This is a genomic window from Paraburkholderia ginsengiterrae, assembly GCF_001645125.1.
GTDB lineage: Bacteria > Pseudomonadota > Gammaproteobacteria > Burkholderiales > Burkholderiaceae > Paraburkholderia > Paraburkholderia ginsengiterrae.
Genome location: NZ_LXKA01000221.1, coordinates 13,427 through 39,251, shown reverse-complemented (window position 1 = coordinate 39,251; position 25,825 = coordinate 13,427). Strand labels below are relative to the sequence as shown.

Here is a 25,825-nt window from a genome sequence, read left to right as displayed (position 1 = left end):
TAAGGTGAAAGCTGAATCGCTGAATAATGAATGTCATTCTGTTTTCAACCAAAATCGCTGTCAAGCGCTTTGTGAAAACTTTTTGAAGCGCCGCCGATCGCGAGGCGTTCAGCGCGCGGACGATTGCTAGAATGGCGAGTCAATTCGTTGAATCACCTACCGCAGGAGGCGTGGTGCCGCAGGTAAAAAAAGCAGAAATTCGCGAGGCAATTCTGGCGTCGGCCTTCGCGGCATTCAGCCGCAAAGGCTATTCGGCGACCACGATGACAGAGATCGCGCGCGAGGCGGGGACCACCGTGGCGAACCTGTACGTGTACTTCGATTCGAAGCTGATCATCCTGTACGAGATTTATCAGCCGTGGCTGACCCAGAAGCTGCACGCGCTGCGTGCCGAGGTCATGCTGCTGTCGAATCCGCGCAGCAAGATCCGCCGTATCATCAGCGGAATCTGGGCGGATATTCCGGCGGCCGATCATGCCTTTGCGAACTCGCTCATCGACGCACTGGCGACCGCGCCGGCAGACCTTCGCAAGCCGGTCAATCTGTTGCAACCCGTTGAGGTGTTCGTGACGCAGCTGTTGCTCGACTCGCTTCCGCCGGAACGAGCCGGCGTGGTGCACGGCGATTTGCTGTCGCACCTCATCTGGATGGCGTTCGATGGATTCGTCATCAATCACCGTATCGGCGACGATCGCGACATCGACAAAATCTCCTGCATGATGGCCGACCTGCTGCTCGGCGAGCAGGAGCCGGAAACGCGCTAGCCGTTGATCCGCGACGAAGCGGAATTTTGAAAACTTTGACAGCACGCAAAAAAGAATGTCATTCTGTATTTAGGCTGCTGTCTTGAGCGGCCTTAATCCCTAATCCTCTGATCATTCACGGCGGAATCCCTCGCTGCGGCGCACATTGAAACAGCGCTGGAGCGCGGACCGAACCTGCCGGACAATCAGGTGGTCGGGCAATCAATGGCGTTACTCTTTGCCTGAGGTGCTGGCATGGCCGCAATCTCCGAAAACGCGCAATTACGTTCGTTCAACCCGCCGTCCGCAACCACGTATCGGGTCCTGGTCCTGTGTTTTCTGACGATCGTCGCCGAGGGTTACGACATCGGCGTGATGGGAACGATCGTCCCGTCCCTGCTAAGCGATCCCGTCTGGAAGCTCACCCCGATGGAAATCGGCGCCATGGGTAGCGCCGCTCTGTTCGGCACCTTGTTTGGGTCGTATTTCATCAGCGTGATCAGCGACCTGGTCGGCAGAAAACTGCTGCTGATCAGTTGTGTCGCCCTCTTCTCCCTGTCCATGCTCGGCGCGGCGTGGGCGCCGACGCCGTTCGTGTTCTCCGTTAGCCGGTTCATCGGCGGGCTCGGCCTTGGCGGAGTCATTTCAGCGGCAGCCGCGCTAACCGTCGAATATTCGCCCTCTGACAAGCGCAATCTGAATTTCGCGCTGATGTACTCGGGCTACTCGCTCGGTGCGCTGCTATCTGCGGTCATCGGTATTTTCTTTGTGCAGTCGCACGGGTGGCGCTTCGTCGTTGCGCTAGGGGCGAGTCCGCTGCTGGCGCTTCCTTTTCTCCTGTGGTTTCTGCCCGAATCACTCGACTTTCTGCTTGCGAAGGGCAAAGAGACTCAGGCGAAGACTTTGGCCCAACGCCTGGGTATCGATTCATCCATGTTTCAACGTGCAAGCCACGGCGCGGCACCGAAACCCTCGCTTGGCGCGGTGTTCCGCGAAGTGTTCTCGCCGCAGAATTTCTGGGCAACGGTTTGTCTGTGGGTTGCGCAGGTTGCCGCCGTCCTGGTGATTTACGGGTTGGGCACGTGGTTGCCGCAACTCATGCGCAAGCTCGGTTATGACCTTGGTTCGAGCCTGTCGTTTCTCGCGGTGTTCATGCTGTCATCCGCGTTGGGCGGCATCCTCATTGGCCAGATCAGCGACCGATTGGGCGCGCGCAAGACCATCGTCGGGGGCTATATCATCGGCGCGCTCTCCGTGTGCTGCCTCACCCTCAAGGGAAGCCTCGTCTTTAACTATGCGCTCGTCGCACTCGCCGGTTTTGGCAGCATTGGCGTCGCGATGGTTCAGCTGGGCTTCATCGCCAATTTCTATCGCGCGCATGCGCGTGCAAGCGCGACCGGATGGGCCGTTGGCATCGGACGTTTTGGCGCGATGGGCGGTCCGATGGTCGGTGCCTATCTTGCCGCGCACAACGTCGAGATCCAATGGAATTTCTACGCGTTTGCCACCTCCGCGCTCGTTGCGGCGCTGGCGATTGCTTTGACCGGCAAGCCGCGCTCACGCGTGGCACGTGTCGACTCGTCGAGTGTTCCTCTGGAAGGCTGAATGGATTGGCAAGAGGACACGCAGATCGCGCAACGTTCAGCATTGCCACGCCGCTCACGTTCCCAACAACACACCACCGAGGCAAAGCGATGAGCATCGGCTTAGGCACCTTGGCCCGGATCGGTCATCTCTATCCGTCCGGAGGGCTCTGCGATTTCGAGGTTCAGTTGATGGCGCCCGAAGGGGTGCAGTTCGTGACAACGCGCTTGCCGTTCCGCGATACGTCACTCGAATCCGACACGAAGATCATTGATGACCTCGAATACCATGCCGGCTTGCTCGCCGACGCGAAAGTCGATCTGATCGCGTTGAATTGCACGGCGGCAGGCGTGGTCAATGGCCCCGAGGCGATCAGGCGGCGAATCACAGACGCGACGGGTATCGCCGCCGTGACAACGATCGACGCGGTACTCGCTGCTTTGGAAGCACTGTCGGCCCCAAGAATTGCGTTGCTGACACCTTATCGGCAGGAGGTTGTACTGAAGGAAATCGGCTTTCTGCGTGAACATGGGATCGAGGTCGTCGACCACGCAAGCCAGCCATGCCAGACGCCCCTGGAGCAGGCGGCCATCCCACCACAATCCTGGCTCGATCTTGCGGCAGGAATTGCAAGCAGCTTTGACGCCTTATTGATAAGTTGTGCGGGGATTCATGTCAGCCCAGTGATCGAGGCGCTTGAGAAAGAGATCGGCGTTCCCGTTGTCACGAGCAATGCCGCATTGCTGTGGCATTGCCTTTGCCAGTTCGGAATTGTCGAGCGACCCACGCGCTACGGGTCACTTCTCGCACGGACCCTCTCCCACCAACCGGTGCCGGCCAATGCGCGCGCCACGACTTTGCAAGCATGATTGGCACTGCGGCAAGGCGCACGTCAGAGCGGCTTGCCTTCACGAATCTGATCGAAAGTCTCAGCTGTCATGTTGATGCGCCGCCTCAAAACTTCTTCCGGATCCCGATACGCAACGCCACCTGATTGGCCGAACTGGACGCCGCCAGTACAGGCGCGAGGTCGGCGACCGCGCCGCCGCCCGCTCGCATATAAGTCGCGCTGGCATAGACGTCGGTCGCTTTCGACAGGAAGTAGTCAGCGCTCGCGTCAACCTCGTGGTATCGAGGCTCCTGCCCGGTTGCCGACACATTGCCCTCCGTATAGCTGTACGCAGCGCCAAGCTGTAGCGCCGGCGTCACCATGTAGCTCGCCACGACTTCGCCGATATTGAAGGTCACGTGTCCGCGGATCTTCGCGCCCAGAGCGGGATCGAGGTCGCCAAACTGCGTGTGCGTCCAATCGGCGCTGATCTTCATCGCACCGAAAGCGTAGGCTGCGGCGAGGCCAAACACCTTGTAGCCGCCGGCAGCGAGTCCGTAGTTGCCGTCAACGGTGTTGGCAGCCGTCCACACGCCTTCCGGTACAGAAGTTGCCGGGTGATCGATCGATGTATACGCGCCTACCAGATGCAAGTTTCCATTCACGTATTGAAGAGCGAAGGATTTGGCGCTGTTCTGCGCAAAATTGCCGGCGACCCCGCCAAGGCTATAGATCGCGACACCGGTTAAACCGGCAATGGTCGGCGTAACGTACTTGACGGCATTGTTGAGGCGAAAATCGATGCCGTTGTTGTCCAGGTCTCCAGGATGCGGAAACAGGATGCCGCCCGGCAGGGTGCCATTGGCGGACAGTGAGCCAATATAGTCGCCCACCGCTTCGCCCTGCCGCCCCAGCGTCAACGTGCCATAGCTGTTGCTGGACAGGCCCACATAGGCGAGCCGGCCAAACTCCCGACCGCCCTGGCTGAATGCGCCCGTGTTGACGTTAAAGCCGCTTTCGAGCCGGAAAATAGCGGTTGTGCCGCCGCCGAGGTCTTCCGCGCCCTTAAGCCCCCAGCGATTGCCCTGCGAAATGCTGCCTTGCATCTGGAAGGCGCTCTTGCCGCCCTGATTGCTCGACCAGGTCAGACCGTCGTCGATGATGCCGTAGATCGTCACGCTGCTCTGGGCGTACGCCTCATGGCTGATGAATAGCATTGCGGGAAAGACGACGAGCAGCTTTTTCATGAAGGATTTCCCTTGTAAACTATCGCATTTTTAATATGCATACCGAAATAAATGCAAAACTCGAATGGCACAACGAACCGCTCTATTGCCGAACTGCTCCCGCCTGCTCTCGTTGCTAGCAGGCGGGCCCTGCTCTCCGATCAGATCGGCTTACCCTCACTGGACTCCCAATTCCGCATCAGCGTATTGCTCGGCAAGCTCTCATCGACCATTTTCTTTGCAGTGGCAATTCCGGCAATCGGCAGTCCCGTTGGGTCGAGCACACCAATCTGCACGAGCACCGACGCCTGGTCCCAATAGATATGCTCGTTGTACAGCTTGTCGCCCCGAAAGCAGACGACCGCAAGCATGGGGATTTCAATGTACTTCCCGGTGGGCGCCAATCCCGGCAGTAGCCAGTCGATTTCGCGATCGTGGGTGGCACAGAAAACAAACTCGTCGACGATCCGATCTGCGCCAACTGTGCGAGACAACGGAATCAGTCGCGTGTCGTCGGGATTCGCATGAACGAAGTGGTATTTATAAAAGCGCTTGAGTTCGTCATGGCCGACGCCACCCGTCATCGTTGGAACGTGGTTGACATACGGCTCGGCAACCATGGTGGGCATGACAGCGTTCACGTCGCGCGTGGCGAATTCGTAGTAGCAGTGCAAATCCCAAAGTGCATTCAGGTCGTAGACCGGGCCCAGCACCTTGCGCAACATCGCAAGCGAGCGTGAGTAAGCCATCATGGCGGCCGGCTTGTCGAAATGGTCGCGCTCCGGGGTCGCGAACGCGTGATCGCAATCAGCGTAGGTATATTGTTCGATCCGCGGATTTTTCCCGAGTGCCGCCTGGATCTTTTCGCGTGTCTCAGGCGGGCACAGCGCGTCACGGCCGGCAAAATGGAACACCATCGGGCATTGGATCGAGGGCATTTCATCCAGAAATGCGTCGAGGCCCACACCGTAGTAACTCACTGCGCAATCGACATCCGTCCGGGCCGCAGCCAGCATCGCGAGCTTGCCGCCGAGGCAGTATCCCAGCGCGCCCACCTTGCCTGCCTGCTGCGGCAGCGCGCGCAGTGCCTTGAGCGTCGCAGCGACGTCTTCGACTGCAAGCCCCAGATCAAGCCGCGCGTTGTAATCGAGCGCGGCCGCAAAGTCTGCTTCGCCATACCCAAGTTCGACGCGCGGCTGCATGCGCCAGAACAGATCCGGCACCAGCACCACGTAGCCTTCCTCTGCAAAACGGTCGGCCATCGCTTTCATGTACCCGTTGATGCCGAAGATCTCCTGCAACAGGATCAGCCCCGGCCCCGAGCCCTGCCTGGGTTTCGCCATATATGCCGAAAACGCCTGCCCATGGCCTGCATCGATCTGGATGAACTCGCCGCTCATGATCTGTTCCTTTCCGTCTAGAAGTGTTGGTGCAATCTATTTGTCCGCTGTTCACACGCCGCCTGCCAGGATCGTCTGGATCGCCCGACGGTCTGCTGCCAGGTCCGCCGCGATCTGTTGGGCCATCGTGCCGACGTAGACTTCGTCGCCTTCTTCCCTCAGCGCCGCAAAAACCGCCTGAACGACTTCGGCGGCCGGAATCTTCGGTGGAGGAAAATCGCGGCTCATGTCCGTATCGATTGCTCCGGGGAGAATCGACAGCACGCGCACGCCATGTGGCGCGAGTTCCGCGCGCACCCCTTCGGTCATCCTCAACGCGGCTGCTTTCGACGCGCAGAGCGACGCCATGGACGGCAACGCAATCCGCGCAAGAATCGACGACACATTGATGATCGCGCCGCCACTCAGTCGTAACGACGGAGCAAATGCGCGGATCATGTTCAGCGTGCCGAAGTAATTGACCTCCATCTCCTCGCGCGCGGCGCTCGGGTCGGTTGCCGCAAGCGCAGGCTCGAGACGGTTGATTCCTGCGTTGTTCACAAGGAGGTTTGCATCCTCCGCGAAAGCAGCTGCGCGCGCTACGTGCTCCGCGTTGGTGATGTCGAGTTCGACCGGCACCATTCGAGGGTCGTGGCTGCCCAGCGCTCTGATATCGCGTGCGCCTGCGTACACCTTCCGCGCGCCCTGCTCCAGCAGTTTCTCCACGAAGCATGCACCGACGCCGCGATTCGCTCCGCTCACAAACGCTACACAGCCCTCAATCTGCATCTCGATCTCCGAATAGCTTATATTGGCTCAAAACGCGCGGCCGATCACACGACCGGTGTCGTCGACATCGAGACTCACCGCATCCCCGGATCGCAAGGCGTCCTCGAGCCGCGCGATCACGATGGGGCCTGCGCTCGTCACCACGCTCGCGAGACGCACGTCGCCATCACCGTGCGTGCCGACGCGATGCCTCACAACAGTCGACTCCGCGACCGTGCCGTGCTCCACGGCGCAATCGCGCCATTGGCCGCCGCCGCATGCGGGGCAAAAATAGCGAGCCGGAAACAACGCGAGCCCGCACTGCGTGCATTGAAAAACCTTGAGTGTCATTGCGCACCTCGCGGATCGCTTTCAAGTACAACGGCGTTCGCGCACATTCCGTAGCGATACTCGACCATGCCGTAGCCGCTCACCACCGCGAGGCGCGCGGCCTCCACCTGCCGCTCGCCCGCGCCGCCGCGCAATTGCGTGATTGCTTCGACGAGGCCATGCATGCCGCCCGCGGCGCCGGCCTGTCCCGCGGACAGTTGCCCACCCGAGGTGTTAACGGCAAGCTCGCGCGCAGCGACGCGAGATATCAGCCCGCGCAGATCGCCGTCCGGTGCGAAGCCGAGATCGGCGAGCTGCACCAGCGCCATGACGGGGTAGTCGTCGTAGACGGACACCACGTCGATATCCTCAGGCGTTGTGCCGGCCTGTCGCCACAAGTCACCGGCAATCGTTGCCAGCGAAGTCCGCAATCCATCGCCCGCCTGATGGTCGAGGTTGTAGCGGCATTGCAAGGCACGCACGCGCACATTCTCCGCGTGGCGGACGAGGTCCGCGCGGGCGATGATCACCGCATTCGCGCCGCACACGACCGGCACGCAATCGAAGCGGCCCAGCGGGTCTGCGACGAGCGGCGCCTCGAGGTAGTCGTCGATGGTCAACGGCGTCCGGTAGACGGCGCGCGGATTGAGCGCGGCCCACGCGCGCTGCGCCACACAGAGCGCCCCATAGTCGCGGCGCGTCAGGCCGTGTTGTTGCGCGTGACGCTGCGTGAGCATCGCAAACAGGCTGTTCGGGCCACCGTTCTCGAGCGGACGCAGCCAGGTGCGAGTCGTCAGGTTGTAGTGTTCGACCAGTTGCTTGAAATCGGCCGGCTCGAAGCGGTCTCCGGACACGAGTGCGATCACATTCGCGTCGCCGTGCTGGATCGCGCGGATCGCGTGCTGCAGCATGTTGATCGCACTCGCGCCGCCGTGACAATCGTCCATGCACCAGCGTGGGCTCAAGCCGAGCCGCCACGCCAGGTCGATCGCGTGATCGGGTGCGAGCGTGAACGACGCAACACCCAAACCGTCGATGTCTATCGCCGTGAATCCCGATTCAGCGAGTGCCGCGGCAAACGCCTGATCAAGCAGATCGCCCGTGGCAGCGGCGCCCGCCTGGCGCCGGTACGGCACTTCTACGCCGGCCGTCAGGACAACGTCGGCAAATGGACTGCGTTGCATAGGTGGAGTCCTTGGCGCAGGGAGGATCAAGGCGCGCGCGGACGCGCGGTCTCGTGAGTGAACAGGAGGGAGATCACCGTGATCATGCCCATCGCGATCAACAACAGCGCCACCGGCCAGGCCGCGTGATAGTGCGCGAGCAACGCGGTCGCAAGCAGCGGCGACAGACCGCCCGCAAATACCGAGGCAACTTCGTGCCCCAGCGCCATGCCTGAGTAACGCACCTCCGTGCTGAACAATTCGCCCATCAAGCTCGGCTGCGTGCCGATCATGGCGCCGTGGCAAACCGCGTTGCCCAGCAGGAAAGCCAGCCAGATCAGCGCGGGCACCTGGGTACCGATCAGCCAGAAGAACGGAAACGCGATGACCACGAAACCCGCCGCACCAATCATGTACACCGGCTTGCGGCCGATGCGGTCGGAGAGCCGCCCCCACAGCAGCATCGTGCCGAGTTCGACACTCATCGACACGATCACGCCGGCCAGCATGATCTGATTGGGCACACCGATAAACTTGCCGTACACGAGCGAAAAGGCCAGCACGATGTACGAACCGCCGTTCTCCGCAACTCGCAGACCCATCGCCATCAGGATCTCCTTCGGGTGTTTGCGGATCACTTCGAACACCGGCATGCGCGCTTTCTTGCCCGCGGCTTCGGCCTTCGCGAACTCGGCGCTCTCCGGCAATCTCGAGCGAACGTAGACTCCGACGCCGAAAATGACAATCGACAACAGGAACGGGATGCGCCATCCCCAGCTCATGAACGCGTCCTTCGGCAGCATCTGCACGAGAAAGAACACAGCCGCCGAGAGTACAAAACCGCCGCCCACGCCGATCTGGCTCCACGCCGCGTAATAGCCGCGCTTCTCGGGCGGCGCCGACTCGCTGATCATCAGCACCCCACCGCCCCATTCGCCGCCCGCCGCGGCGCCTTGCAACAGACGCAGCACCAGCAGCAGCATGGGCGCCCACATCCCGACCTGCGCATACGTTGGCAGCAAACCGATCAGGAACGTCGCACCGCCCATGATCGACAGCGTCCAGACCAGCGCGCCCTTGCGCCCGTAGCGATCGCCGATATGACCGAACAGCACGCCGCCGAGCGGCCGCGCCGCGAAGCCGACCGCAAAGCCGGCGAATGCGGCGAGTGTTCCGAGGAGCGGATCCGTGCCCTTCGGGAAAAATAGCGCGCCGAACACGAGCGCCGCAGCCGTGCTGTATAGGAAGAAGTCGTACCATTCGAGCGCATTGCCCACAACCGATGCGAAGACGATACGTCGCAGCGACTTGTTGTCGACCGAGCCGGTTGGCACCTCGGCCACTTCGTCGTGGTGGTTGCCTGCGGCAGAAAACGTTCGCGTGCTAGCCATCTGTGTCTCCTGGCGTGCGTCTGTCGACGCACTCAATAGTGCTGTAGTTTCTGCGCACCGTGCTCGGGTCGGGTGCGTTTAGAGTACGACGGGCCGGGTTGAAGTCATGAACGTCTGAGCCGGTATCCCGAGGCGTCGAGATCCCAGGTCTTCGCGGTGACGCCGGTTTCCCGCAACTTGAACTTCTGGATCTTGCCGTTCTCCGTCTTTGGGAGGTCTCGCACGAAATCGAGGTAACGTGGCACGGCGAAATACGGCAAGCGCGGTTCGCAGTAGCGAGTCAGCTCGAGAGGTTCCAGCGTCTTGCCTTCGCGCAGCACGATCGCGGCCATCACTTCGTCTTCGGCAAGCGCCGATTTCACCGCGAACACGGCCGCAGTCTCGACTGACGGATGGCTCAGCAGGACTTGCTCGACTTCAAACGAGGACACGTTCTCGCCGCGGCGGCGAATCGTGTCCTTCAGGCGGTCGATGAAACGGTAATAACCGTCGGCGTCGCGCACCACTCGATCGCCTGTATGAAACCAGAGGTTGCGCCAGGCTTCTACCGTTTTCTCCGGCATGCCCAGGTAGCCACTTGCGAACGCGAAAGGCATATCGGCACGCAGGATCAGTTCACCCGCCTCGCCATCCGGAACAGCCTGGTCTTGTTCATCGACGACGCGGGCATCAAAGCCCGGCGCGAGTTTGCCCATGTAGCCGGGACGCTGCGCCCCGAGTGCACCGCTGATCACGCAGTTGGTCTCCGTCGAGCCGTAGCCGTCGACCAGTGCGATGCCGCAGCGCGTTGTGAAGTCCTGCTGGAAATTCTCTGGCACGCCCGGCGCCAGCGCAACACGCACACGGTGCTCGCGCTCGTTCGCGGTGACCGGACGGCCGAGCAGGATCGGCACCATCGCACCGAGCACGTAGGTCACCGTCGCGCGTGTTTCAACCAGCGCGTCAAAAAATCCCCTCGCGGAGAAACGCCGATCGACCACCAGTTCCGCGTCGTGAATCAACGCCTGAAAAAAACTGTTGAGCGCATTCGTGTGAAATAAAGGCAGGCATGTGTAGAGCACGTCGCCCGCCGTTACGCCGAGATCGCGCGCGGTGTAGTGGCCCCACCAATAGAACTGCGCGTGCGGGCATATCACCCCCTTCGACAGTCCCGAGGTCCCGGACGTGTAGAGCACCGCGAATGGATCGCCATCAGTGAGTCTGGCCGGTGCTGCCGGCTCGCGCGCCGGCGGCAGCGGAGCCGTGGCATAAGTCGAAGACTCCGGCGCATTCATCGTGGGTTCGCCAATCAGCCAGATCGTTTCCAGGGGCAGATCCTGGGCGTCTAGTGCATGCACGGCGTCGACAAGATGCGCCTCCGCTACGAGCAGGCGCGCACCGCAGTTGCGCAGGATATGTTCCAGTTGCAGCCCGCGCGACGCGGTATTGATCGGCACGACCACCGCGCCGAGCCAGCCACAGCCGAGCACTATTTCCATGAATTCGCTGCGATTGCCGCACAGCAGCGCAACGTGGTCGCCGCGTCCGACGCCTTGCGCAGCGAGCGCTCCCGCGCGGCGTGCGGCGATGTCGACTGCCTCCGAAGCGGTCCACGTCGTCGTCCGATCAGAGAACAACGGTGCTGCGCCGTTTCGGGCTGCGCGTGCGGCCAACAGTGCCGGCAACGTGCGCCGCGCATCGAGCCCATCCTCCAGACAAATGCTCGGTTCGACGAGGGTTTCGAAAAGTCTCATGTGCTCGTGCCTCTGCTATGTATGAGGCCGAGTCTAGGATCGGGTAGTATATCCGTCAAATTAATCAATTTTCTTTCGCCCATAAGCATGGCTGATTTTCATAAAATCGATTTGAACCTGCTGCGCGTATTCCAGGTGATCCTCGAAGAGCGGAGCCTGACGCGTGCCGGCCAACAACTCGGGCTGTCGCAGCCGGCCGTCAGCTATTCGCTGGGACGCTTGCGCGCGTTGTTTGACGACCCTCTGTTTATACGGACTCCAGATGGAATGTTGCCGACCCCGAAGGCCGAGCAATTGGCTGCGCCGCTCGGCAACGCGATCGCGTCGATTCGAGAAACGCTGCGTCATCTGGAACGGTTCGACGCGGCAACAAGCTCGCGAGAGTTTCGCCTGTCGATGTCCGACGTTGGAATACAGACGTTTCTACCGAGCATCTGTGAGAAGGTGCAGCAGTTGGCACCGTTAATGCGGATCGCCGCCGAACGCGTTCCCTTGCCCGAGATCGAGGAGAAGCTACGACTCGGACAACTCGATTTCGCGATTGGCAATATATCGGCACTCAAGCCGGTGATGAACTCGGCACTTCTTTTTCATGACGAGTATGCGTGCATGACACGCAAGCGGCCCGGACTACCCGCTCGAAAATTGTCGCAGCAAAAGTTTATGGAGTTTTCGCATGTGGCCGTGACCTCCACCGACAGCAGTTACGTGGAGATCGACGAGTCATTGCGCGCGAGCGGACTCCACCGGCGTATTGCGTTGCGCGTGCCGCATTTCACGGTCATTCCGCAAATTCTCCAGCGCACGGACTGGATGGTGACGTTACCTCGAGGTGTGGCGTATTTGCTCAACGAATCCGGGCAGTTTCAGATCTATCCGCTGCCGGTCGAGCTGCCTCACATCGCCTCGACCGTGTATTGGCATTCGACGTTCGACAACGACGAGGGAAATCGGTGGTTCCGGCAATTACTCGTGGAGACGCTGCGTCCACATTGATCCATGTTTCTTTCTACGGCGCACACCCAACTCGGCCGGTGAAGCAAAGCCTGCGAACATGGAGCATCGCCTCATTCGCGGGCTACTTAAAGAACGCTGCCCATCGCAGGCAAACCGTGCGCCGCTGCGCGGCACAAAACAGAACGCACCGGGTGCTCTCACGCGTATTCATGGTTTCTGCGGACGCGGACCAACAGGCGCTCGCCTATGCTTTTATCTTGAGACAGCGCACTGGACCGAATGGCGACATGACGATTGAGTTATGCCCGCGACAATCGTCTTCAAGATAGGCACCCTCGGCCAAGTGTTGGGTAGCAGCGAACAAAGCTAAACCCTGCGGAGAGCAGCATGAGCCTCCATGTCGCAACGCGAGAGCGGACCGCGATCTTCTCTTTTGCGGGAAGCATACTGCGGAATTCAGCAGTGTTGATGGCAGCTGCGATGCCATTGACGGGATGTGGCGGAGGAGAAGGCGGCGAAGGGAGCGATGGACGTGGCGGCAGCAGGGGAGCACCCAACTCGGCGGTCGCCATTAGCGCCAAAACGCCGGAATGGGTCGTAAATCCCCATGTCGTGCCGCAAGACGCGCAGTACCGGGGAAAAACACCCAGGCAGTGGGTGGTCTCCTTCTGGCAATGGGCACTGGAATTGCCGCTCAGCCCCTTTCCTCATCCGTTCGACGACTGCAATCGCCGACCGATCTCAGCGGCGCAAACGGGAAGCGTATGGTATTGGGACGCGCCCATTTCAGCGCAATTGACCTGCAATCAGAGGGCGACAACAATCCCTGCGGGGACATCTATCCTCCTGGTGATACTCGACGGCTCGTCCATCTTCCTGCCCGTGTTCGATGGGGCAACGTCACTGAACAAACCGCCGATCCGGACATTCACTGGGGACCAACTGAGAATCGTCAGCGCCTTCGCAAACGACATCAAGGATCCGTTCTGCACCATCGACGGTGTTCCCGTAGCCAATATCACGGCTTATCGCACGAAGACAGACGTATTCTCGTTTTCTGCTCCGAGCCCCTGGATCTTTAGCAATACGGGCGGCAAAGGGACTTCCATCGCAGACGGCTACTACTTGCTGCTGCAGCCGTTCCCCGCAGGGTTGCACACGATTCGCTATGGTGGGAAGTTTGTCATTCCGGCGGGTGTGTTCGGATCCGAGCGGACGATCATCGCCAAAGACATCACGCTACTCATTAGGGTTGGCTCTTAGGGAGTTGATAGTGCGATGGCCGCCGTGCTGTCGCCATCTACTGCGTGGGCCGGCAGATTGGCGTATGAGGCAAGCGCGGGCAAAGTCGTTATCGAACGCCGCGAATGAACGCCAGTATTGCCGCGCCTACCGCATCGTCCGGGCTGTAGATTGAGAAAACCTCGGAGAAGTGGTTCTGTTGCGCAAAGCGCACGGATGTCGGACAGCGGTTCGCTTCGCAAAGTGCGTCGTGGAGTTGCAACGCCTGGCGCTCGACGGCGACGGGATCCAGTTCCGCAGTTGCGACCATCAGCGGCAGCGGTGCCCGCAGGCCAGGCGTTCTGCGGCGCCATCCGATGATTGAGATTGAGGCCGATCAGACCGCGGCTGGCCGCCCATAACCGGGGCGATTGAAATCGTAGACCCGTTCCTCGAACGCATTCGCTCTTTCGAGCAGGAAAAGTTCTCGGTGTTCGCGGCGTTGTGCGTCGGAATTCTGCTTGCGACGTCCACCGTAGGATCGGACTCGTCGAAGAACATTCTCGTGCGGCTACTGAATCGGGCCGGCGAATACTCGTACGGGATCTATTTGTTGCACACCACCGCGCTATGGATCGTGTTCACGCTCGGCATGAAGCACTTCGGCGCGCTCGACTCGAGCTTCGCCTTCCTCGGGCTCGTCGTGGCGTTGCTGGCGGGTGTCGGAATGGGGATGCTCGATGTGTGGATCCACACCGCGGTGGCGGCATGGATCCGAAACAGAAAAGCCGCGCGCGTCACGACTGTCGAGCCCTCGGCGAGCGTTTGAGCGCCTGGTCGACAGAGCACATCCATGCGACTATCGACGCGATGCGCTGTCGCATGCCCTAACCCCCACATCAAGCCTCCATACAGCTGTTCTTCAACCCCGCCCGCCGCGCTGCCTCCTGGTCAGTGCGCCTCGAGTTCCGCAAACAGCCAATCCTGAAAGCTCTTCAATTTCGGCAAATCCGCGCGCGATTTCAGCAGGTTGAGCGTATAACCATTCACCCTCAAACCCTCGAAGCCCAACGGCGCCACCAGCGTGCCCGTCTCCAGTTCGCGCTGCACGAGCAACAGGCTCTCCAGACACACGCCCATGCCATCCGCCGCCGCGCTGATCGCCATAAACGAGCGATCGAAGCGCGGGCCGCGCGTAATGTCGAGCACGACCTTGCGATGCAGGCGCATCCAGTCGCGCCATCCAACCAGACAACCCTCGCTGTGAATCAGCGCGTGATGCCGCAGGTCCGCTACCGTGCGTATCGGATGCTCGCCGTTCGCGAGGCGCGGCGAACATAGCGGCACGATCGTTTCCAGCGGCAGGTCGAGCACCATCGTGCCCGCCGGCTGCAAGCGCCGCGCGCCGTAGCGAATGTCGATATCGACCGACTCCTTGATCAGATCCACCGGCGCCGACGATGCATTGAGCCGCACGTCGATATCAGGATGCAGCGCGCTGAAACGCGCGAGCCGCGGCATCAGCCATTGCGTCGCGATGCTCGGCGTGGCGTGCACGGTCAGGATGTCGCTCTTCTCGACGCGGCCGATATCGCGCGTCGCCTTGTCGATGCGCGCGAACGCCGCGCCGATTTCCTCAGCATATTGACGGCCCGTGTCCGTAAGAATCACCGCGCGATGCACGCGATGAAAGAGCCGCACGCCCAATTGCTCCTCGAGCAGCTTGATCTGATGACTGACCGCGGACGGCGTCACGAACAGTTCGTCTGCTGCGAGTGCGAACGAAGCGAGCCGCGCGGCGGCCTCGAAAGCCTGTATGGACTTCAGTGTGACGCGATTGTGCATTGCAGTATCAGCATGAATTCAATTCAGCAATAAGCCACTTTAATTCGTTTGAGTCGATTCATCCAAGCGAATACGCTGTTACTCACTCGCAGCGCTTTTGAATCAAGGGATTACCCGGAGCTGTGAGCAGGACGAATCATCCCGCCATGAATCATCGGCCTCCGGGCTTTAACCGGCCCGGGGGCTGCAAGAAGGAGACACGTGTGAATACGAGCGACGCCGGGCGCATTGCCCAACTCTCGGAACACGCCTACCGCATCCGCCGCAACGCGCTATTGATGGGCGAAGTGCAGGGACAGGGCTATATCGGCCAGGCGCTCGACATAGCGGACGTACTGGCCGTGGCCTACTTCGGTGCGATGCGTTACCGCCCCGAAGACCCCGAGTGGGAAGGACGCGACCGCTTTCTGCTGTCGAATGGCCACTACGCGATCGCGCTGTACGCGGCGCTCTTCGAAGCCGGCATCCTGCCCGCCGACGAACTCGAAACCTACGGCAGCGACGACAGCCGCCTGCCCATGTCGGGCATGGCGAGCTACACGCCCGGCATGGAGATGTCGGGCGGCTCGCTCGGCCAGGGCCTGACGATCGCGGTGGGCCGCTGCCTCGGCCTCAAGCGCAAAGGCTCGGACGCCTTCGTCTACACCCTCTTCTCCGATGGCGAACTCGACGAAGGCGCGATCTGGGAAGGCCTCATGTCCGCCGCGCACTGGAAGCTCGACAACCTGATCGCCATGGTCGACGTGAACAACCAGCAAGCCGATGGCCCGTCGACGCAGATCATGGCGTTCGAGCCGCTGGCCGACAAGCTCGAAGCGTTCGGCTGGTACGTGCAGCGTGTGGACGGCAACGACATCGCAGCCGTCGCGCAAGCGTTCGACAACGCACGCCAGCACAGCGAAAAGCAGCCGCGCATCATCGTGTGCGATACGAAGATGGGCCGCGGCGTGCCGTTCCTCGAAGAACGCGAGAAGAACCATTTCATCCGCGTCGATGCGCACGAGTGGAAGCTTGCGCTCGAAGCACTCGAAGCCGGGAGACAAGCATGAGCACCGCCTTGAAAAAGCCACGTCTGAAAACCTCCGCGATGATCGCCTCGATCGCGGGCGAAGGGCAGGCCACGCGTTCCGCGCCATTCGGCCACGCGCTTTGTGAACTTGCGCGGACGAAGAGCAGCGTGATCGGCATGACGGCCGACCTCGGCAAATACACCGACCTGCACCTCTTCGCGAAGGAATTCCCCGAGCGTTACTACCAGATGGGCATGGCCGAGCAACTGCTGATGGGCGCCGCGGCCGGCTTCGCCCACGAAGGCGCGCAACCGTTCGTCACGACCTACGCCGTGTTCGCGACGCGCCGTGCTTATGACTTCATCCATCAGACGATCGCGGAAGACAACCTCGACGTGAAGATCGTCTGCGCGCTGCCGGGTCTCACGACCGGCTACGGCCCGAGCCATCAGGCCGCCGAAGACCTCGCGCTGATGCGGGCGATGCCGAACATGACCGTGATCGATCCGTGCGACGCGCTCGATATCGAACAGATGGTGCCCGCGATTGCCGCGCACAAGGGCCCGGTCTACGCGCGCCTCCTGCGCGGCAACGTGCCCGCCGTGCTCGATGAATACGACTACCGCTTCGAACTCGGCAAAGCCAAGCTGCTGCGCGACGGCAACGACGTGCTGCTGATCTCGTCCGGGATCATGACGATGCGCTCGCTGGAAGTCGCGAAAGCACTGGCAGCGGACAACATCGGCGTCGGCGTGCTGCACGTTCCGACCATCAAGCCGCTCGATACGGCCACGATCCTGCGCGAAGCAAAGCGCACGGGCCGCATGGTGATCGTCGCGGAGAACCATACGGTGATCGGCGGCCTGGGTGAAGCGGTCGCCCGCACGCTGCTCGGCGCAGGCGTCACGCCGCCGTTCCGGCAGATCGCGCTGCCCGACGCGTTCCTCGACGCCGGCGCGCTGCCGACGCTGCACGATCGCTACGGCATCTCGACAGAAACCATGAGCGACACCATCAAGGGCTGGCTCGGCTAAACCCATCGGCCAGCCGGCACAACAACCCCTACAAATTCACTATCAGGAGAACACCACTATGTCAGAGTCGCGCCTTCTCGACGGCAAGGTCGCCGTCATTACCGGTGCAGCTTCGCTGCGAGGCATCGGCATGGCCACCGCGCGCATGTTCGCGAACCACGGCGCAAAGATCGCCATTCTCGATCTCGACGCGTCGGCGGCACGCGACGCGGCAGCAACGATTGGCCCGGAACATCGCGGCTACGCCTGCAACGTCACCGACCGGCAAGCATGCCAGGCCGCCGTCGAACAGATCGTCGCCGACTTCGGCGCCATCGACGTGCTCATCAACAACGCGGGCGTCACGCAAGCGGTCAAGCTGCTCGACATCGACTCCGAAAGCTGGGATCGTATTCTCGATGTGAACCTGCGCGGCGTGCTGTATCTGTCGCAGGCTGTCGTGCCGCAAATGAAGAAGCAGAAAAGCGGTTCGATCGGCTGCATGTCGTCGGTATCGGCGCAGCGCGGCGGCGGCATTCTCGGCGGCCCGCATTATTCGGCCGCGAAAGCGGGCGTGCTCGGTCTCGCCAAAGCGATGGCGCGTGAACTCGGCCCCGACGGCATTCGCGTGAACTGCGTGACGCCAGGCCTGATCCAGACCGACATCAACGCGGGCAAGATCACCGACGACAAGCGCGGCGAGATTCTCGCGGGCATTCCGCTGAACCGTCTGGGCGTGCCCGACGACGTGGCCGGCGCCTTCCTGTTTCTCGCGTCGCCGATTTCGTCGTACATCACCGGCGCCGTCATCGACGTCAACGGCGGCATGCTGATTCACGGCTGACGCCGGTTCAGCCATCCGCGGCGCGTGGCAGGGTCCGGCCAGCCGCGCGCGACGATGCAGTTGCCGGGAGCAGGCACAAACGCCGCAGAGCGTGCTGTCCGGGAGCAGGGAAAACCTGTAACCCGATATATACCTATCCGTATTGGAGGAGCACATCATGAGCAACCGCTCGACCATTGGTAGCGGCATCGACCGGCGCACGTTTCTGAAAGCGGGCGCGAGCATCGCCGCGGCGGCGCCGCTCTGGGGCCTGTCGATCAGCCGTGCTTCGGCTGCCGACTTCTCGTACAAGCTCGCGACCGGACAGGACCCGACGCACCCGGTCAACATCCGGGCTCAGCAGGCCTGCGACAAGATCCGTACCGCGACAGCCGGCAAGCTCGACATCAAGGTTTTCCCCGCAAACCAGCTCGGCTCCGATACCGATCTGCTGTCGCAGGTGAGAAGCGGCGGTGTCGAATTCTTCAACCAGGCGTCGTCGATTCTCGCGACGCTTGCGCCCGCGGCGGGCATCGTCAACACGGGCTTTGCCTTCCCCGACTACGACACCGTCTGGAAAGCGATGGACGGCGACCTCGGCGCCTACATCCGCGCGCAGATCGAGAAGACCGGCATCGTCACCGTGTCGCGCCCGTGGGACAACGGCTTCCGGCAAGTGAGTTCGTCAACGCGCGTCATCAAGCAGCCTGGCGACCTGAAGGGCTTCAAGATCCGCGTGCCGCAAGCGCCGATGCTGACGTCATTGTTCAGGGCGCTGGACGCGGGCCCTGCTCCGATCAATTTCAACGAGCTGTATTCGGCGCTGCAAACGGGTGTCGTCGAAGGGCAGGAGAACGCGCTGCCCATCATCGCGACGGCGAAACTCTACGAAGTGCAGAAGTCGATCAGCCTCACGTCGCACGTGTGGGACGGCTACTGGATACTGGGCAACCGCCGTGCATGGGAGAAGCTGCCCGCCGACATGCGCGCCATCGTCACTCGCGAATTCGAAGCGGCGGGGATGCTGCAACGCGCCGACATTGCGAAGCTCAACGGCTCGTTGCGCAACGACCTGAAGGCAAAGGGCGTCAATATCGTCGACGTGGACCGCCAGTCGTTCCGCGACGCGTTGCGCAAAACCAGCTTCTATGGCGACTGGAAAAGCAAGTATGGGGACCAAGGCTGGAGCCTGCTCGAAAAATACGCCGGAAAACTGGTATGAACACCATGCACACCATCACTTTCCCTCATCCGTCGCCGCGCCGCATTGTCGATTTCTTCGACACCATGCTCGCGTACCTTGTCGAGATACCGGCGGCGCTTCTGGTCGTCGCCGAGATTTTCGTGCTGCTGGCGGGCGTCACGAGCCGCTATCTGCTGCATGCGCCGCTCGTCTGGTCCGATGAACTGGCGTCGATGCTGTTCCTGTGGCTCGCGATGCTCGGCGCCGTGATCGCCTTGCGGCGCGGCGAGCATATGCGGATGACGGCGCTGGTCAGCAAGGCGTCGCCTCAAGCGCGCGCTTTTCTCGATGTCGTCGCGATCGCCGCGCCACTTGCTTTTCTGCTGCTGGTGATCGGGCCCGCCGTCGAGTTCGCACAGGATGAAGGCTTCATCACGACGCCCGCGCTCGATATCTCGAACACCTGGCGCGCCGCGGCACTGCCCGTCGGCTGCGCGCTGATGCTCGCCGTCGCCTGTCTGCGGCTGCTGCGCACCGCGACCTGGCAGATGACAATCGCGGCGCTCGCGCTAGTGGCGGCGATTGCCGGCGGCTTCGTCGCAGTGAGTCCGCTGCTGCACGATCTGGGCAACCTGAACCTGCTGATTTTCTTTGTCGGCCTGGTGGCGCTGTGCGTGCTGGGCGGCGTGCCGATCGCCTTTTCGTTCGGACTCGCGACCTTCGGCTATCTGGCGCTCACCACGAGCACGCCGCTCAGCGTCGTCGTCGGCCGCATGGACGAAGGCATGTCGCACCTGATCCTGCTCTCGGTGCCGCTCTTCGTGTTTCTCGGCCAGCTGATCGAGATGACGGGAATGGCGAACGCGATGATCTCGTTCCTCGCGAGCCTGCTCGGGCACGTGCGCGGCGGTCTGTCGTATGTGCTGGTCGGTGCGATGTATCTGGTGTCGGGCATCTCCGGCTCGAAGGCCGCCGACATGGCCGCCATCGCGCCCGTGCTGTTCCCCGAGATGAAGGCGCGCGGCGCGAAGCCCGGCGATCTTGTCGCGCTGCTCGCCGCCACCGGCGCGCAGACGGAGACCATTCCGCCGAGCCTCGTGCTGATCACGCTCGGCTCGGTGACAGGCGTGTCGATCTCCGCGCTCTTCACGGGCGGCATGCTGCCCGGCATCGTGCTCGCGATCACGCTATGCGCCGTCGTCTGGTGGCGCTATCGCGGCGACGACCTGTCGGGCGTGCGCCGCGCGACACGCGGTGAAATCGTCCTCAAGCTGGCCATTGCGCTGCCCGCACTCGCGCTGCCGTTCGTGATCCGCCTCGCGGTGGTCAAGGGTGTCGCGACGGCGACGGAGGTATCGACGATCGGCATTGCGTATGCGGTGTTTGCGGGCCTGTTCATTTACCGGCGTTTCGAGTGGGCGCGCCTGAAGCCGATGCTGATCGACACGGCCGCATTGTCCGGCTCGATCCTGCTGATTATCGGCGCGGCGACGGGCATGGCATGGGCGCTCACGCAGTCCGGCTTCTCGGGGCAACTGGCACAGACGCTGGGCGCACTGCCCGGCGGCGCCTTCATGTTCATGGCTGCGTCGATACTCGTATTCGTCGTGCTCGGCAGCGTGCTCGAAGGCATTCCCGCCATCGTGCTGTTCGGCCCGCTGATGTTCCCGATCGCCCGGCAGATGGGTGTGCATGAGGTGCACTACGCGATGGTCGTGATCCTGTCGATGGGCGTGGGCCTCTTTGCGCCGCCGTTCGGCGTCGGTTACTACTCGGCGTGCGCGGTGAGCCGCATCCATCCCGACGAAGGCATGAAGCCGATCATCGGCTATATCGCGGCGCTCGTGGTCGGTCTGATCGTGGTCGCCGCGGTGCCCTGGATCTCGATCGGGTTCCTGCATTGACGCATCGCGCTGCGTCTTCTCACGGACGCAGCGCGCCTCCCTCTATCACTCATGCAATCGCCGCCGCCTGACGGGCGCTGCGGCAAGGAGAAGTCATGTCCGCACTCATGTCCGCACACGGGCCGTTGCACGAAACGCGACCGCTCGCCAACGCGATCCGCTTTCTTGCCATCGACGCCATCGTGCGCGCCGGAGAAGGCCATCAGGGAGTCCCGCTCGGTATGGCCGAAATCGCGACGGCGCTCTTCACGCAGCATATGAAGTTCAATCCGGCCGATCCACAATGGCCCGACCGCGACCGCTTCGTGCTCTCCAACGGACACGGCTCGATGCTGCTCTATGCCTTGCTGCATCTGACGGGATACGCGCAGTTCGGCATCGACCAGATCAAGAGTTTCCGCGAGATGGGTTCGCACTGCGAGGGCCACCCGGAGCTCGATACCGCATCAGGCATCGAAGTGACGACGGGGCCGCTCGGACAAGGCATCGCGAACGCGTTCGGCATGGCCGTCGCCGAGGCGTATCTGAACGCGAAATTCGGCGAGGGCATCGTGAACCACTACACGTATGCGTTCGTCGGCGACGGCTGCCTGCAGGAAGGCGTCGGCCAGGAAATGATCTCGCTCGCGGGGCATCTGCAACTCGGCAAGCTGATTCTGTGCTGGGACGACAACCGTATCACCGACGACGGCAGCACATCGCTGTCGATCAGCGAAGACGTGAGCGCACGGTTTCGCGTCGCCGGATGGCACGTGATCGAAGTCGATGGACACGATATCGATGCCATCTCGGCAGCACTCGCGGAAGCGAAATGCGATCCGCGCCCTTCGATGCTCGCATGCCGCACGGTCATCGCACGCGGCCTTGCGCGTTTGCAGGGGCAGCGTGGCGGGCACAGCGGCAAACTGTTCGCTGCCGATGCCGATGCGGCACGCAAGCAGCTTGGCTGGCCGCACGCGCCGTTCGAGATGCCGCACGACGCGCTCGATGCGTGGCGCGCCGCCGGACGACGCAGTGAACGCGAATACCTGAACTGGCACGAACGGCTGGTCGCGCTGCCCGACGAGGAGCGCGCGGAATTCGAGCGCATTCAGGCGGGCCGTTTGCCGGACGGCTGGCAACGGGTGCTCGAAGACTATAAAAAGCAAACCATCGAACGAGGCGAAGCCCAGGCCGGCATCATGATCTCCGCAGAGATCAACGATCTGCTCGCGCAGTTGCCGGAGCGCATGGTCGGCTGCGCGGACCTCGAAGCGCCGACGAGCCACAAGCGCAGCCTGCTTGCATTCACCGCAGAGGATCGCAGCGGCGCGTACGTGCATTGCGGCGTGCGCGAGCATCTGATGGGCGCGATGGCTAACGGCATGGCCGCGCACGGCGGCGTGATACCGCTCGCCGTCACCTACCTCGCGTTCTCGGACTACGAACGGCCCGCCATGCGCATGGCGGCGCTGATGGGCCTGCCGGTGAAATTCGTGTTCAGCCACGATTCGATCGGCGTTGGCAAGAATGGGCCGACACACCAACCCGTCGAGATTCTCGCGTCGTTGCGCGCGATGCCGAACATGCGGGTTTTCCGCCCAGCCGATGCCGTCGAAGCCGCCGAATGCTGGGCGCTCGCCTATGAACATCGCCGAGGCCCAAGCACGATGGTGTTCGCGCGTCAAAACCTGCCACTCGTGCGCAACCGTTACAGCATGGATAACCTCTGCGCGCGCGGCGGCTATGTGCTTGCCGAAGCCGAAGGCGGCAAGCGTCTCGTTACGTTGCTCGCAACGGGCTCGGAGGTCGCACTCGCCGTCGAAGCGCGTGAACGTCTGCAGCAGGAAGGCATCCCGGCCGCGGTCGTCTCGCTGCCCTGCTGGGAGCTGTTCGACGAACAGGACCCCACGTATCGCCAGGCAGTGCTCGGCATTGACACGGTGCGCATCGGTGTCGAAGCCGCCGTGCGTTTCGGCTGGGACCGTTACCTCGGCGAGCGCGGCGGCTTTGTCGGCATGAGCGGGTTCGGCGCATCGGGCCCCGCCGAGGCGCTGTACGAGCGCTTCGGCATCACACCCGGGCATATCGCCGCTGAAGCGAAGCGTCGTCTTTAATTCCCTTTCATCAGCTCACCAGGACTTGGCATGCAGAAGATCGTCTTTCTCGACCGTGCGACGCTCGCGCCGCAAATCAGGCTCTCGCGTCCGGCATTCGAACATCAGCTCATCGAGTACGACCATACATCCCCCGATCAGATCGCCGCGCGCCTGGACGGCGCGACCATCGCGATCACCAACAAGGTGCCGCTGACGGCGGAGGTGATCGCGCAGTTGCCTTCGTTGAAGCTCATAGCCGTTGCCGCGACGGGTACCGATTGCGTCGACAAGGAAGCGTGCAAACAGCACGGCATCCGTGTGTCGAATATTCGTGGCTATGCGGTGAACACGGTGCCTGAGCATACTTTCGCATTGATGCTCGCATTGCGGCGCAATCTGATCGCCTATCGCGACGACGTGCTCAACGGCGAATGGCAGAAGTCAGGCCAGTTCTGCTTCTTCAATCACGCGATTCATGATCTGGGCGGGATGACCCTCGGCATTATCGGCGAGGGTGTGCTTGGGCAACGTGTCGCGGAGATCGCGAAAGCCTTCGGCATGCGTCCGCTTTTCGCTGCGCACAAGGGCCGCGAAGGGCTCGGGCCGCTCTACACGCCATGGGATGAAGTTCTTGCGACCAGCGACGTCATCACGATACACAGCCCGCTGACGCCTCAGACGCGCGGCATGCTGGCGATGCCGGAGTTCCGTGCGATGAAGCGCAAGCCGCTCATCATCAATACGGCGCGGGGCGGGCTTGTCGATGAAGAGGCGCTGGTACGCGCACTGGATGAGGGGCTGATTGGCGGCATCGGCTTTGATGTGCTTTCAGGCGAGCCGCCCGATGACGACAATCCGCTGATGCGAATCGCGAAGCGGCCGAACGTGATCGTGACACCGCATGTAGCCTGGGCTTCCGACGAAGCGCAGCAACGGCTGGCGGATCAGTTGATGGATAACATTGACCGCTTTGTGGGTGGCGAGCCGGGGAATATGGTGGTTTGAATGGAGTGGCCGAGGTCAGCGGTACCACCGCTGACCTGGCCGGCGCCCGGCTTGCAATCTTGTCCGTCACTCACCTCATTGCCTTGACGGTGTGCCCTACAACGCTCCAGCAGCAAAGCGCGCCACCGCGGCGGCGACACCCGCGCCATACGCCGGATCGGCCTTGGCACAGTTATCGATGTGGCGCTGCTTCACCTCATCCCTCGCATCGCCCATCGCGCGCGCCGTGTTGTCGAAGAGCGTCTGACGCTGGGCCGCGCTCATCTTGCGGAACAGATCGCCTGGCTGCTGGTAGTGATCCTCATCGACCCGATGATCCCAATGCGCCGCCGCGCCATCAATTTCCAGCGGCGGTTCGTTGAGCTGCGGCTGATCGGTCCAGATGCCCTTGCTGTTTGGCCAGTACGAAGGCGTGCCGCCGAGGTTGCCATCCGCGCGCATCGCACCGTCACGGTGATAGCTGTGGAAAGGACACTTCGGCGCATTCACCGGAATATGGTTGAAGTTCACCCCAAGGCGGTAACGTTGAGCGTCGGCATAGGAGAACAATCTCGCCTGCAGCATCTTGTCCGGCGAATAGCTGATCCCGGGCACGATGTTGGCCGGCGAGAACGCCGACTGTTCCGTTTCCGCGAAGAAGTTGTCGGGGTTCCGGTTCAGCTCGAAATATCCGACCTCCATCAGTGGGAAAGCTGCCTTCGGCCACACCTTGGTCAAATCGAAAGGGTTGAACGCGAACGCCTTGGCCTGCGCATCCGTCATGACCTGAACGGACAAGGTCCACCGCGGGAAGTCCCCTGCTTCGATACTGTTGTAAAGATCACGTTGATGCGTCTCGCGGTCTTTGCCTACCATGGCCTCCGCCTCCGCGTCCGTCAGGTTCTCGATGCCCTGATTGGTGCGGAAGTGGAATTTCACCCATGTCCGCTCATTCGCGGCATTCAGGAAGCTGTAGGTGTGGCTCCCGAAGCCGTGCATGTGCCGGAAGCTCCGCGGGATACCGCGCTCACTCATAACGACAGTGACCTGATGCAATGCCTCGGGCAGCAAAGACCAGAAGTCCCAGTTGCTGTCGGCGCTGCGCATCCCCGTGCGGGGATCGCGCTTGATGGCATGATTCAGATCGGGGAAACGCAGCGGATCGCGGAAGAAAAACACGGGGGTATTGTTGCCCACGACATCCCAATTGCCCTCCTCCGTGTAAAACTTCAGCGCGAAACCGCGGATGTCGCGCTCGGCGTCCGCCGCGCCACGTTCACCGGCTACCGTCGAGAACCGTGCGAACATCGGTGTCTGCTTGCCGATCTCGGAGAAGATCTTCGCTCGCGTGTAACGCGTGATGTCGTGCGTCACAGTGAACGTTCCATGCGCGCCGGCACCCTTGGCGTGCATGCGCCGCTCGGGAATCACCTCGCGGTCGAAATGCGCGAGCTTCTCGATCAGCCAGACATCCTGCAAGAGCGCCGGACCGCGCGGACCGGCCGTCTGAATGTTGACGTTGTCGCTGACGGGTGCCCCCGTTGCGTGGGTCAATTTCCGATTGGACGAATTTTCGGCCATGACAGTTATCCTAAACAATGACGGACGAGCGCCGACGTGGTACGCACAGCGCGATGGACTCACGAGGATCAGACCTCGCG

Annotated in this window: 22 protein-coding genes; 13 read left to right on the top strand and 9 right to left on the bottom strand. The window is 62.0% G+C overall.

The window, feature by feature from the left end; translation table 11 throughout:
* Positions 1 to 131 precede the first annotated feature (131 nt).
* The 3 genes from A6V37_RS16725 (at position 132) to A6V37_RS16715 (ending at position 3,196) form a co-directional block, all read left to right on the top strand.
* Positions 132 to 764, top strand: a complete 633-nt coding sequence (locus tag A6V37_RS16725) for a TetR/AcrR family transcriptional regulator (RefSeq protein ID WP_341272027.1) — start codon at positions 132 to 134, stop codon at positions 762 to 764.
* A gap of 234 nt (positions 765 to 998) precedes the next feature.
* Positions 999 to 2,348: an MFS transporter gene (locus A6V37_RS16720; RefSeq protein WP_064270354.1), complete on the top strand. Its 1,350-nt coding sequence runs from the start codon at positions 999 to 1,001 to the stop codon at positions 2,346 to 2,348.
* A gap of 89 nt (positions 2,349 to 2,437) precedes the next feature.
* The gene (locus A6V37_RS16715; RefSeq protein ID WP_064270353.1) at positions 2,438 to 3,196 is read left to right on the top strand and encodes a maleate cis-trans isomerase family protein; all 759 of its coding nucleotides are present in this window, start codon (positions 2,438 to 2,440) and stop codon (positions 3,194 to 3,196) included.
* A gap of 85 nt (positions 3,197 to 3,281) precedes the next feature.
* On the opposite strand, the gene A6V37_RS16710 is transcribed toward A6V37_RS16715, so the two are convergent.
* The 7 genes from A6V37_RS16710 to A6V37_RS16680 all read right to left on the bottom strand — a co-directional run bounded on the left by A6V37_RS16710 (position 3,282) and on the right by A6V37_RS16680 (position 11,146).
* Entirely contained in the window at positions 3,282 to 4,403 is a 1,122-nt protein-coding gene (locus tag A6V37_RS16710; RefSeq protein WP_207547659.1) for a porin, read from the bottom strand.
* A gap of 140 nt (positions 4,404 to 4,543) precedes the next feature.
* Complete coding sequence (locus A6V37_RS16705) at positions 4,544 to 5,782, bottom strand: dienelactone hydrolase family protein (RefSeq protein WP_064270352.1); 1,239 nt, start codon at positions 5,780 to 5,782, stop codon at positions 4,544 to 4,546.
* Positions 5,783 to 5,833: 51 nt separating this feature from the next.
* Positions 5,834 to 6,550, bottom strand: a complete 717-nt coding sequence (locus A6V37_RS16700) for an SDR family NAD(P)-dependent oxidoreductase (RefSeq protein WP_064270351.1) — start codon at positions 6,548 to 6,550, stop codon at positions 5,834 to 5,836.
* Positions 6,551 to 6,577: 27 nt separating this feature from the next.
* Positions 6,578 to 6,880, bottom strand: a complete 303-nt coding sequence (locus A6V37_RS16695) for a zinc ribbon domain-containing protein (RefSeq protein WP_064270350.1) — start codon at positions 6,878 to 6,880, stop codon at positions 6,578 to 6,580.
* Positions 6,877 to 8,043 (bottom strand): thiolase family protein, encoded by a 1,167-nt coding sequence (locus A6V37_RS16690; protein ID WP_064270349.1) that lies wholly within the window; start codon positions 8,041 to 8,043, stop codon positions 6,877 to 6,879. The genes A6V37_RS16695 and A6V37_RS16690 overlap by 4 nt, the downstream gene beginning before the upstream one ends.
* A 26-nt stretch (positions 8,044 to 8,069) precedes the next feature.
* Complete coding sequence (locus A6V37_RS16685; RefSeq protein WP_064286141.1) at positions 8,070 to 9,413, bottom strand: MFS transporter; 1,344 nt, start codon at positions 9,411 to 9,413, stop codon at positions 8,070 to 8,072.
* Positions 9,414 to 9,517: 104 nt separating this feature from the next.
* A complete protein-coding gene (locus A6V37_RS16680; RefSeq protein WP_064270347.1) occupies positions 9,518 to 11,146 on the bottom strand; it encodes an ATP-dependent acyl-CoA ligase in 1,629 nt (542 codons plus the stop codon).
* A gap of 87 nt (positions 11,147 to 11,233) precedes the next feature.
* On the opposite strand from A6V37_RS16680, the gene A6V37_RS16675 reads away from it, so the two are divergent.
* From A6V37_RS16675 to A6V37_RS16660, 3 genes are all read left to right on the top strand, one after another.
* Entirely contained in the window at positions 11,234 to 12,142 is a 909-nt protein-coding gene (locus A6V37_RS16675; protein ID WP_064270346.1) for a LysR family transcriptional regulator, read from the top strand.
* A 348-nt stretch (positions 12,143 to 12,490) separates the two neighbouring features.
* On the top strand, positions 12,491 to 13,366 hold the full coding sequence (locus tag A6V37_RS16670; protein WP_064270345.1) for a hypothetical protein: 876 nt from the start codon (positions 12,491 to 12,493) through the stop codon (positions 13,364 to 13,366).
* A 448-nt stretch (positions 13,367 to 13,814) separates the two neighbouring features.
* On the top strand, positions 13,815 to 14,153 hold the full coding sequence (locus tag A6V37_RS16660; RefSeq protein ID WP_064270343.1) for a hypothetical protein: 339 nt from the start codon (positions 13,815 to 13,817) through the stop codon (positions 14,151 to 14,153).
* A gap of 122 nt (positions 14,154 to 14,275) precedes the next feature.
* On the opposite strand, the gene gcvA is transcribed toward A6V37_RS16660, so the two are convergent.
* Positions 14,276 to 15,169 (bottom strand): transcriptional regulator GcvA, encoded by an 894-nt coding sequence (gene gcvA / locus A6V37_RS16655; RefSeq protein WP_064270342.1) that lies wholly within the window; start codon positions 15,167 to 15,169, stop codon positions 14,276 to 14,278.
* Positions 15,170 to 15,372: 203 nt separating this feature from the next.
* On the opposite strand from gcvA, the gene A6V37_RS16650 reads away from it, so the two are divergent.
* The 7 genes from A6V37_RS16650 to A6V37_RS16620 all read left to right on the top strand — a co-directional run bounded on the left by A6V37_RS16650 (position 15,373) and on the right by A6V37_RS16620 (position 24,185).
* Positions 15,373 to 16,218: a transketolase gene (locus A6V37_RS16650; RefSeq protein ID WP_064270341.1), complete on the top strand. Its 846-nt coding sequence runs from the start codon at positions 15,373 to 15,375 to the stop codon at positions 16,216 to 16,218.
* Positions 16,215 to 17,213, top strand: coding sequence for a transketolase family protein (locus A6V37_RS16645; RefSeq protein ID WP_064270340.1), 999 nt, complete (start codon positions 16,215 to 16,217; stop codon positions 17,211 to 17,213). Before A6V37_RS16650 ends, A6V37_RS16645 begins: the two co-directional genes overlap by 4 nt.
* A gap of 58 nt (positions 17,214 to 17,271) precedes the next feature.
* Entirely contained in the window at positions 17,272 to 18,036 is a 765-nt protein-coding gene (locus A6V37_RS16640) for an SDR family NAD(P)-dependent oxidoreductase (RefSeq protein ID WP_064270339.1), read from the top strand.
* 157 nt (positions 18,037 to 18,193) lie between these two features.
* On the top strand, positions 18,194 to 19,237 hold the full coding sequence (locus tag A6V37_RS16635) for a TRAP transporter substrate-binding protein (protein WP_064270338.1): 1,044 nt from the start codon (positions 18,194 to 18,196) through the stop codon (positions 19,235 to 19,237).
* A 5-nt stretch (positions 19,238 to 19,242) separates the two neighbouring features.
* Entirely contained in the window at positions 19,243 to 21,102 is a 1,860-nt protein-coding gene (locus tag A6V37_RS16630) for a TRAP transporter large permease (protein ID WP_064270630.1), read from the top strand.
* A gap of 95 nt (positions 21,103 to 21,197) precedes the next feature.
* Complete coding sequence (gene tkt / locus A6V37_RS16625; RefSeq protein WP_423213155.1) at positions 21,198 to 23,198, top strand: transketolase; 2,001 nt, start codon at positions 21,198 to 21,200, stop codon at positions 23,196 to 23,198.
* A 30-nt stretch (positions 23,199 to 23,228) separates the two neighbouring features.
* The gene (locus tag A6V37_RS16620) at positions 23,229 to 24,185 is read left to right on the top strand and encodes a D-2-hydroxyacid dehydrogenase (protein WP_064270337.1); all 957 of its coding nucleotides are present in this window, start codon (positions 23,229 to 23,231) and stop codon (positions 24,183 to 24,185) included.
* Between the two features lie 96 nt (positions 24,186 to 24,281).
* Here the strand turns inward: A6V37_RS16620 and A6V37_RS16615 are convergent, their stop codons facing one another.
* A complete protein-coding gene (locus tag A6V37_RS16615) occupies positions 24,282 to 25,745 on the bottom strand; it encodes a catalase (RefSeq protein WP_064270336.1) in 1,464 nt (487 codons plus the stop codon).
* Positions 25,746 to 25,825 lie beyond the last annotated feature (80 nt).

Coding starts and splice junctions, on each gene's coding strand:
- A6V37_RS16725 (WP_341272027.1), top strand. CDS start 132: ATGGCGAGTCAATTCGTTGAATCACCTACCGCAGGAGGCGTGGTGCCG.
- A6V37_RS16720 (WP_064270354.1), top strand. CDS start 999: ATGGCCGCAATCTCCGAAAACGCGCAATTACGTTCGTTCAACCCGCCG.
- A6V37_RS16715 (WP_064270353.1), top strand. CDS start 2,438: ATGAGCATCGGCTTAGGCACCTTGGCCCGGATCGGTCATCTCTATCCG.
- A6V37_RS16710 (WP_207547659.1), bottom strand. CDS start 4,403: ATGAAAAAGCTGCTCGTCGTCTTTCCCGCAATGCTATTCATCAGCCAT.
- A6V37_RS16705 (WP_064270352.1), bottom strand. CDS start 5,782: ATGAGCGGCGAGTTCATCCAGATCGATGCAGGCCATGGGCAGGCGTTT.
- A6V37_RS16700 (WP_064270351.1), bottom strand. CDS start 6,550: ATGCAGATTGAGGGCTGTGTAGCGTTTGTGAGCGGAGCGAATCGCGGC.
- A6V37_RS16695 (WP_064270350.1), bottom strand. CDS start 6,880: ATGACACTCAAGGTTTTTCAATGCACGCAGTGCGGGCTCGCGTTGTTT.
- A6V37_RS16690 (WP_064270349.1), bottom strand. CDS start 8,043: ATGCAACGCAGTCCATTTGCCGACGTTGTCCTGACGGCCGGCGTAGAA.
- A6V37_RS16685 (WP_064286141.1), bottom strand. CDS start 9,413: ATGGCTAGCACGCGAACGTTTTCTGCCGCAGGCAACCACCACGACGAA.
- A6V37_RS16680 (WP_064270347.1), bottom strand. CDS start 11,146: ATGAGACTTTTCGAAACCCTCGTCGAACCGAGCATTTGTCTGGAGGAT.
- A6V37_RS16675 (WP_064270346.1), top strand. CDS start 11,234: ATGGCTGATTTTCATAAAATCGATTTGAACCTGCTGCGCGTATTCCAG.
- A6V37_RS16670 (WP_064270345.1), top strand. CDS start 12,491: ATGAGCCTCCATGTCGCAACGCGAGAGCGGACCGCGATCTTCTCTTTT.
- gcvA (WP_064270342.1), bottom strand. CDS start 15,169: ATGCACAATCGCGTCACACTGAAGTCCATACAGGCTTTCGAGGCCGCC.
- A6V37_RS16645 (WP_064270340.1), top strand. CDS start 16,215: ATGAGCACCGCCTTGAAAAAGCCACGTCTGAAAACCTCCGCGATGATC.
- A6V37_RS16640 (WP_064270339.1), top strand. CDS start 17,272: ATGTCAGAGTCGCGCCTTCTCGACGGCAAGGTCGCCGTCATTACCGGT.
- A6V37_RS16635 (WP_064270338.1), top strand. CDS start 18,194: ATGAGCAACCGCTCGACCATTGGTAGCGGCATCGACCGGCGCACGTTT.
- A6V37_RS16630 (WP_064270630.1), top strand. CDS start 19,243: ATGCACACCATCACTTTCCCTCATCCGTCGCCGCGCCGCATTGTCGAT.
- tkt (WP_423213155.1), top strand. CDS start 21,198: ATGTCCGCACTCATGTCCGCACACGGGCCGTTGCACGAAACGCGACCG.
- A6V37_RS16620 (WP_064270337.1), top strand. CDS start 23,229: ATGCAGAAGATCGTCTTTCTCGACCGTGCGACGCTCGCGCCGCAAATC.
- A6V37_RS16615 (WP_064270336.1), bottom strand. CDS start 25,745: ATGGCCGAAAATTCGTCCAATCGGAAATTGACCCACGCAACGGGGGCA.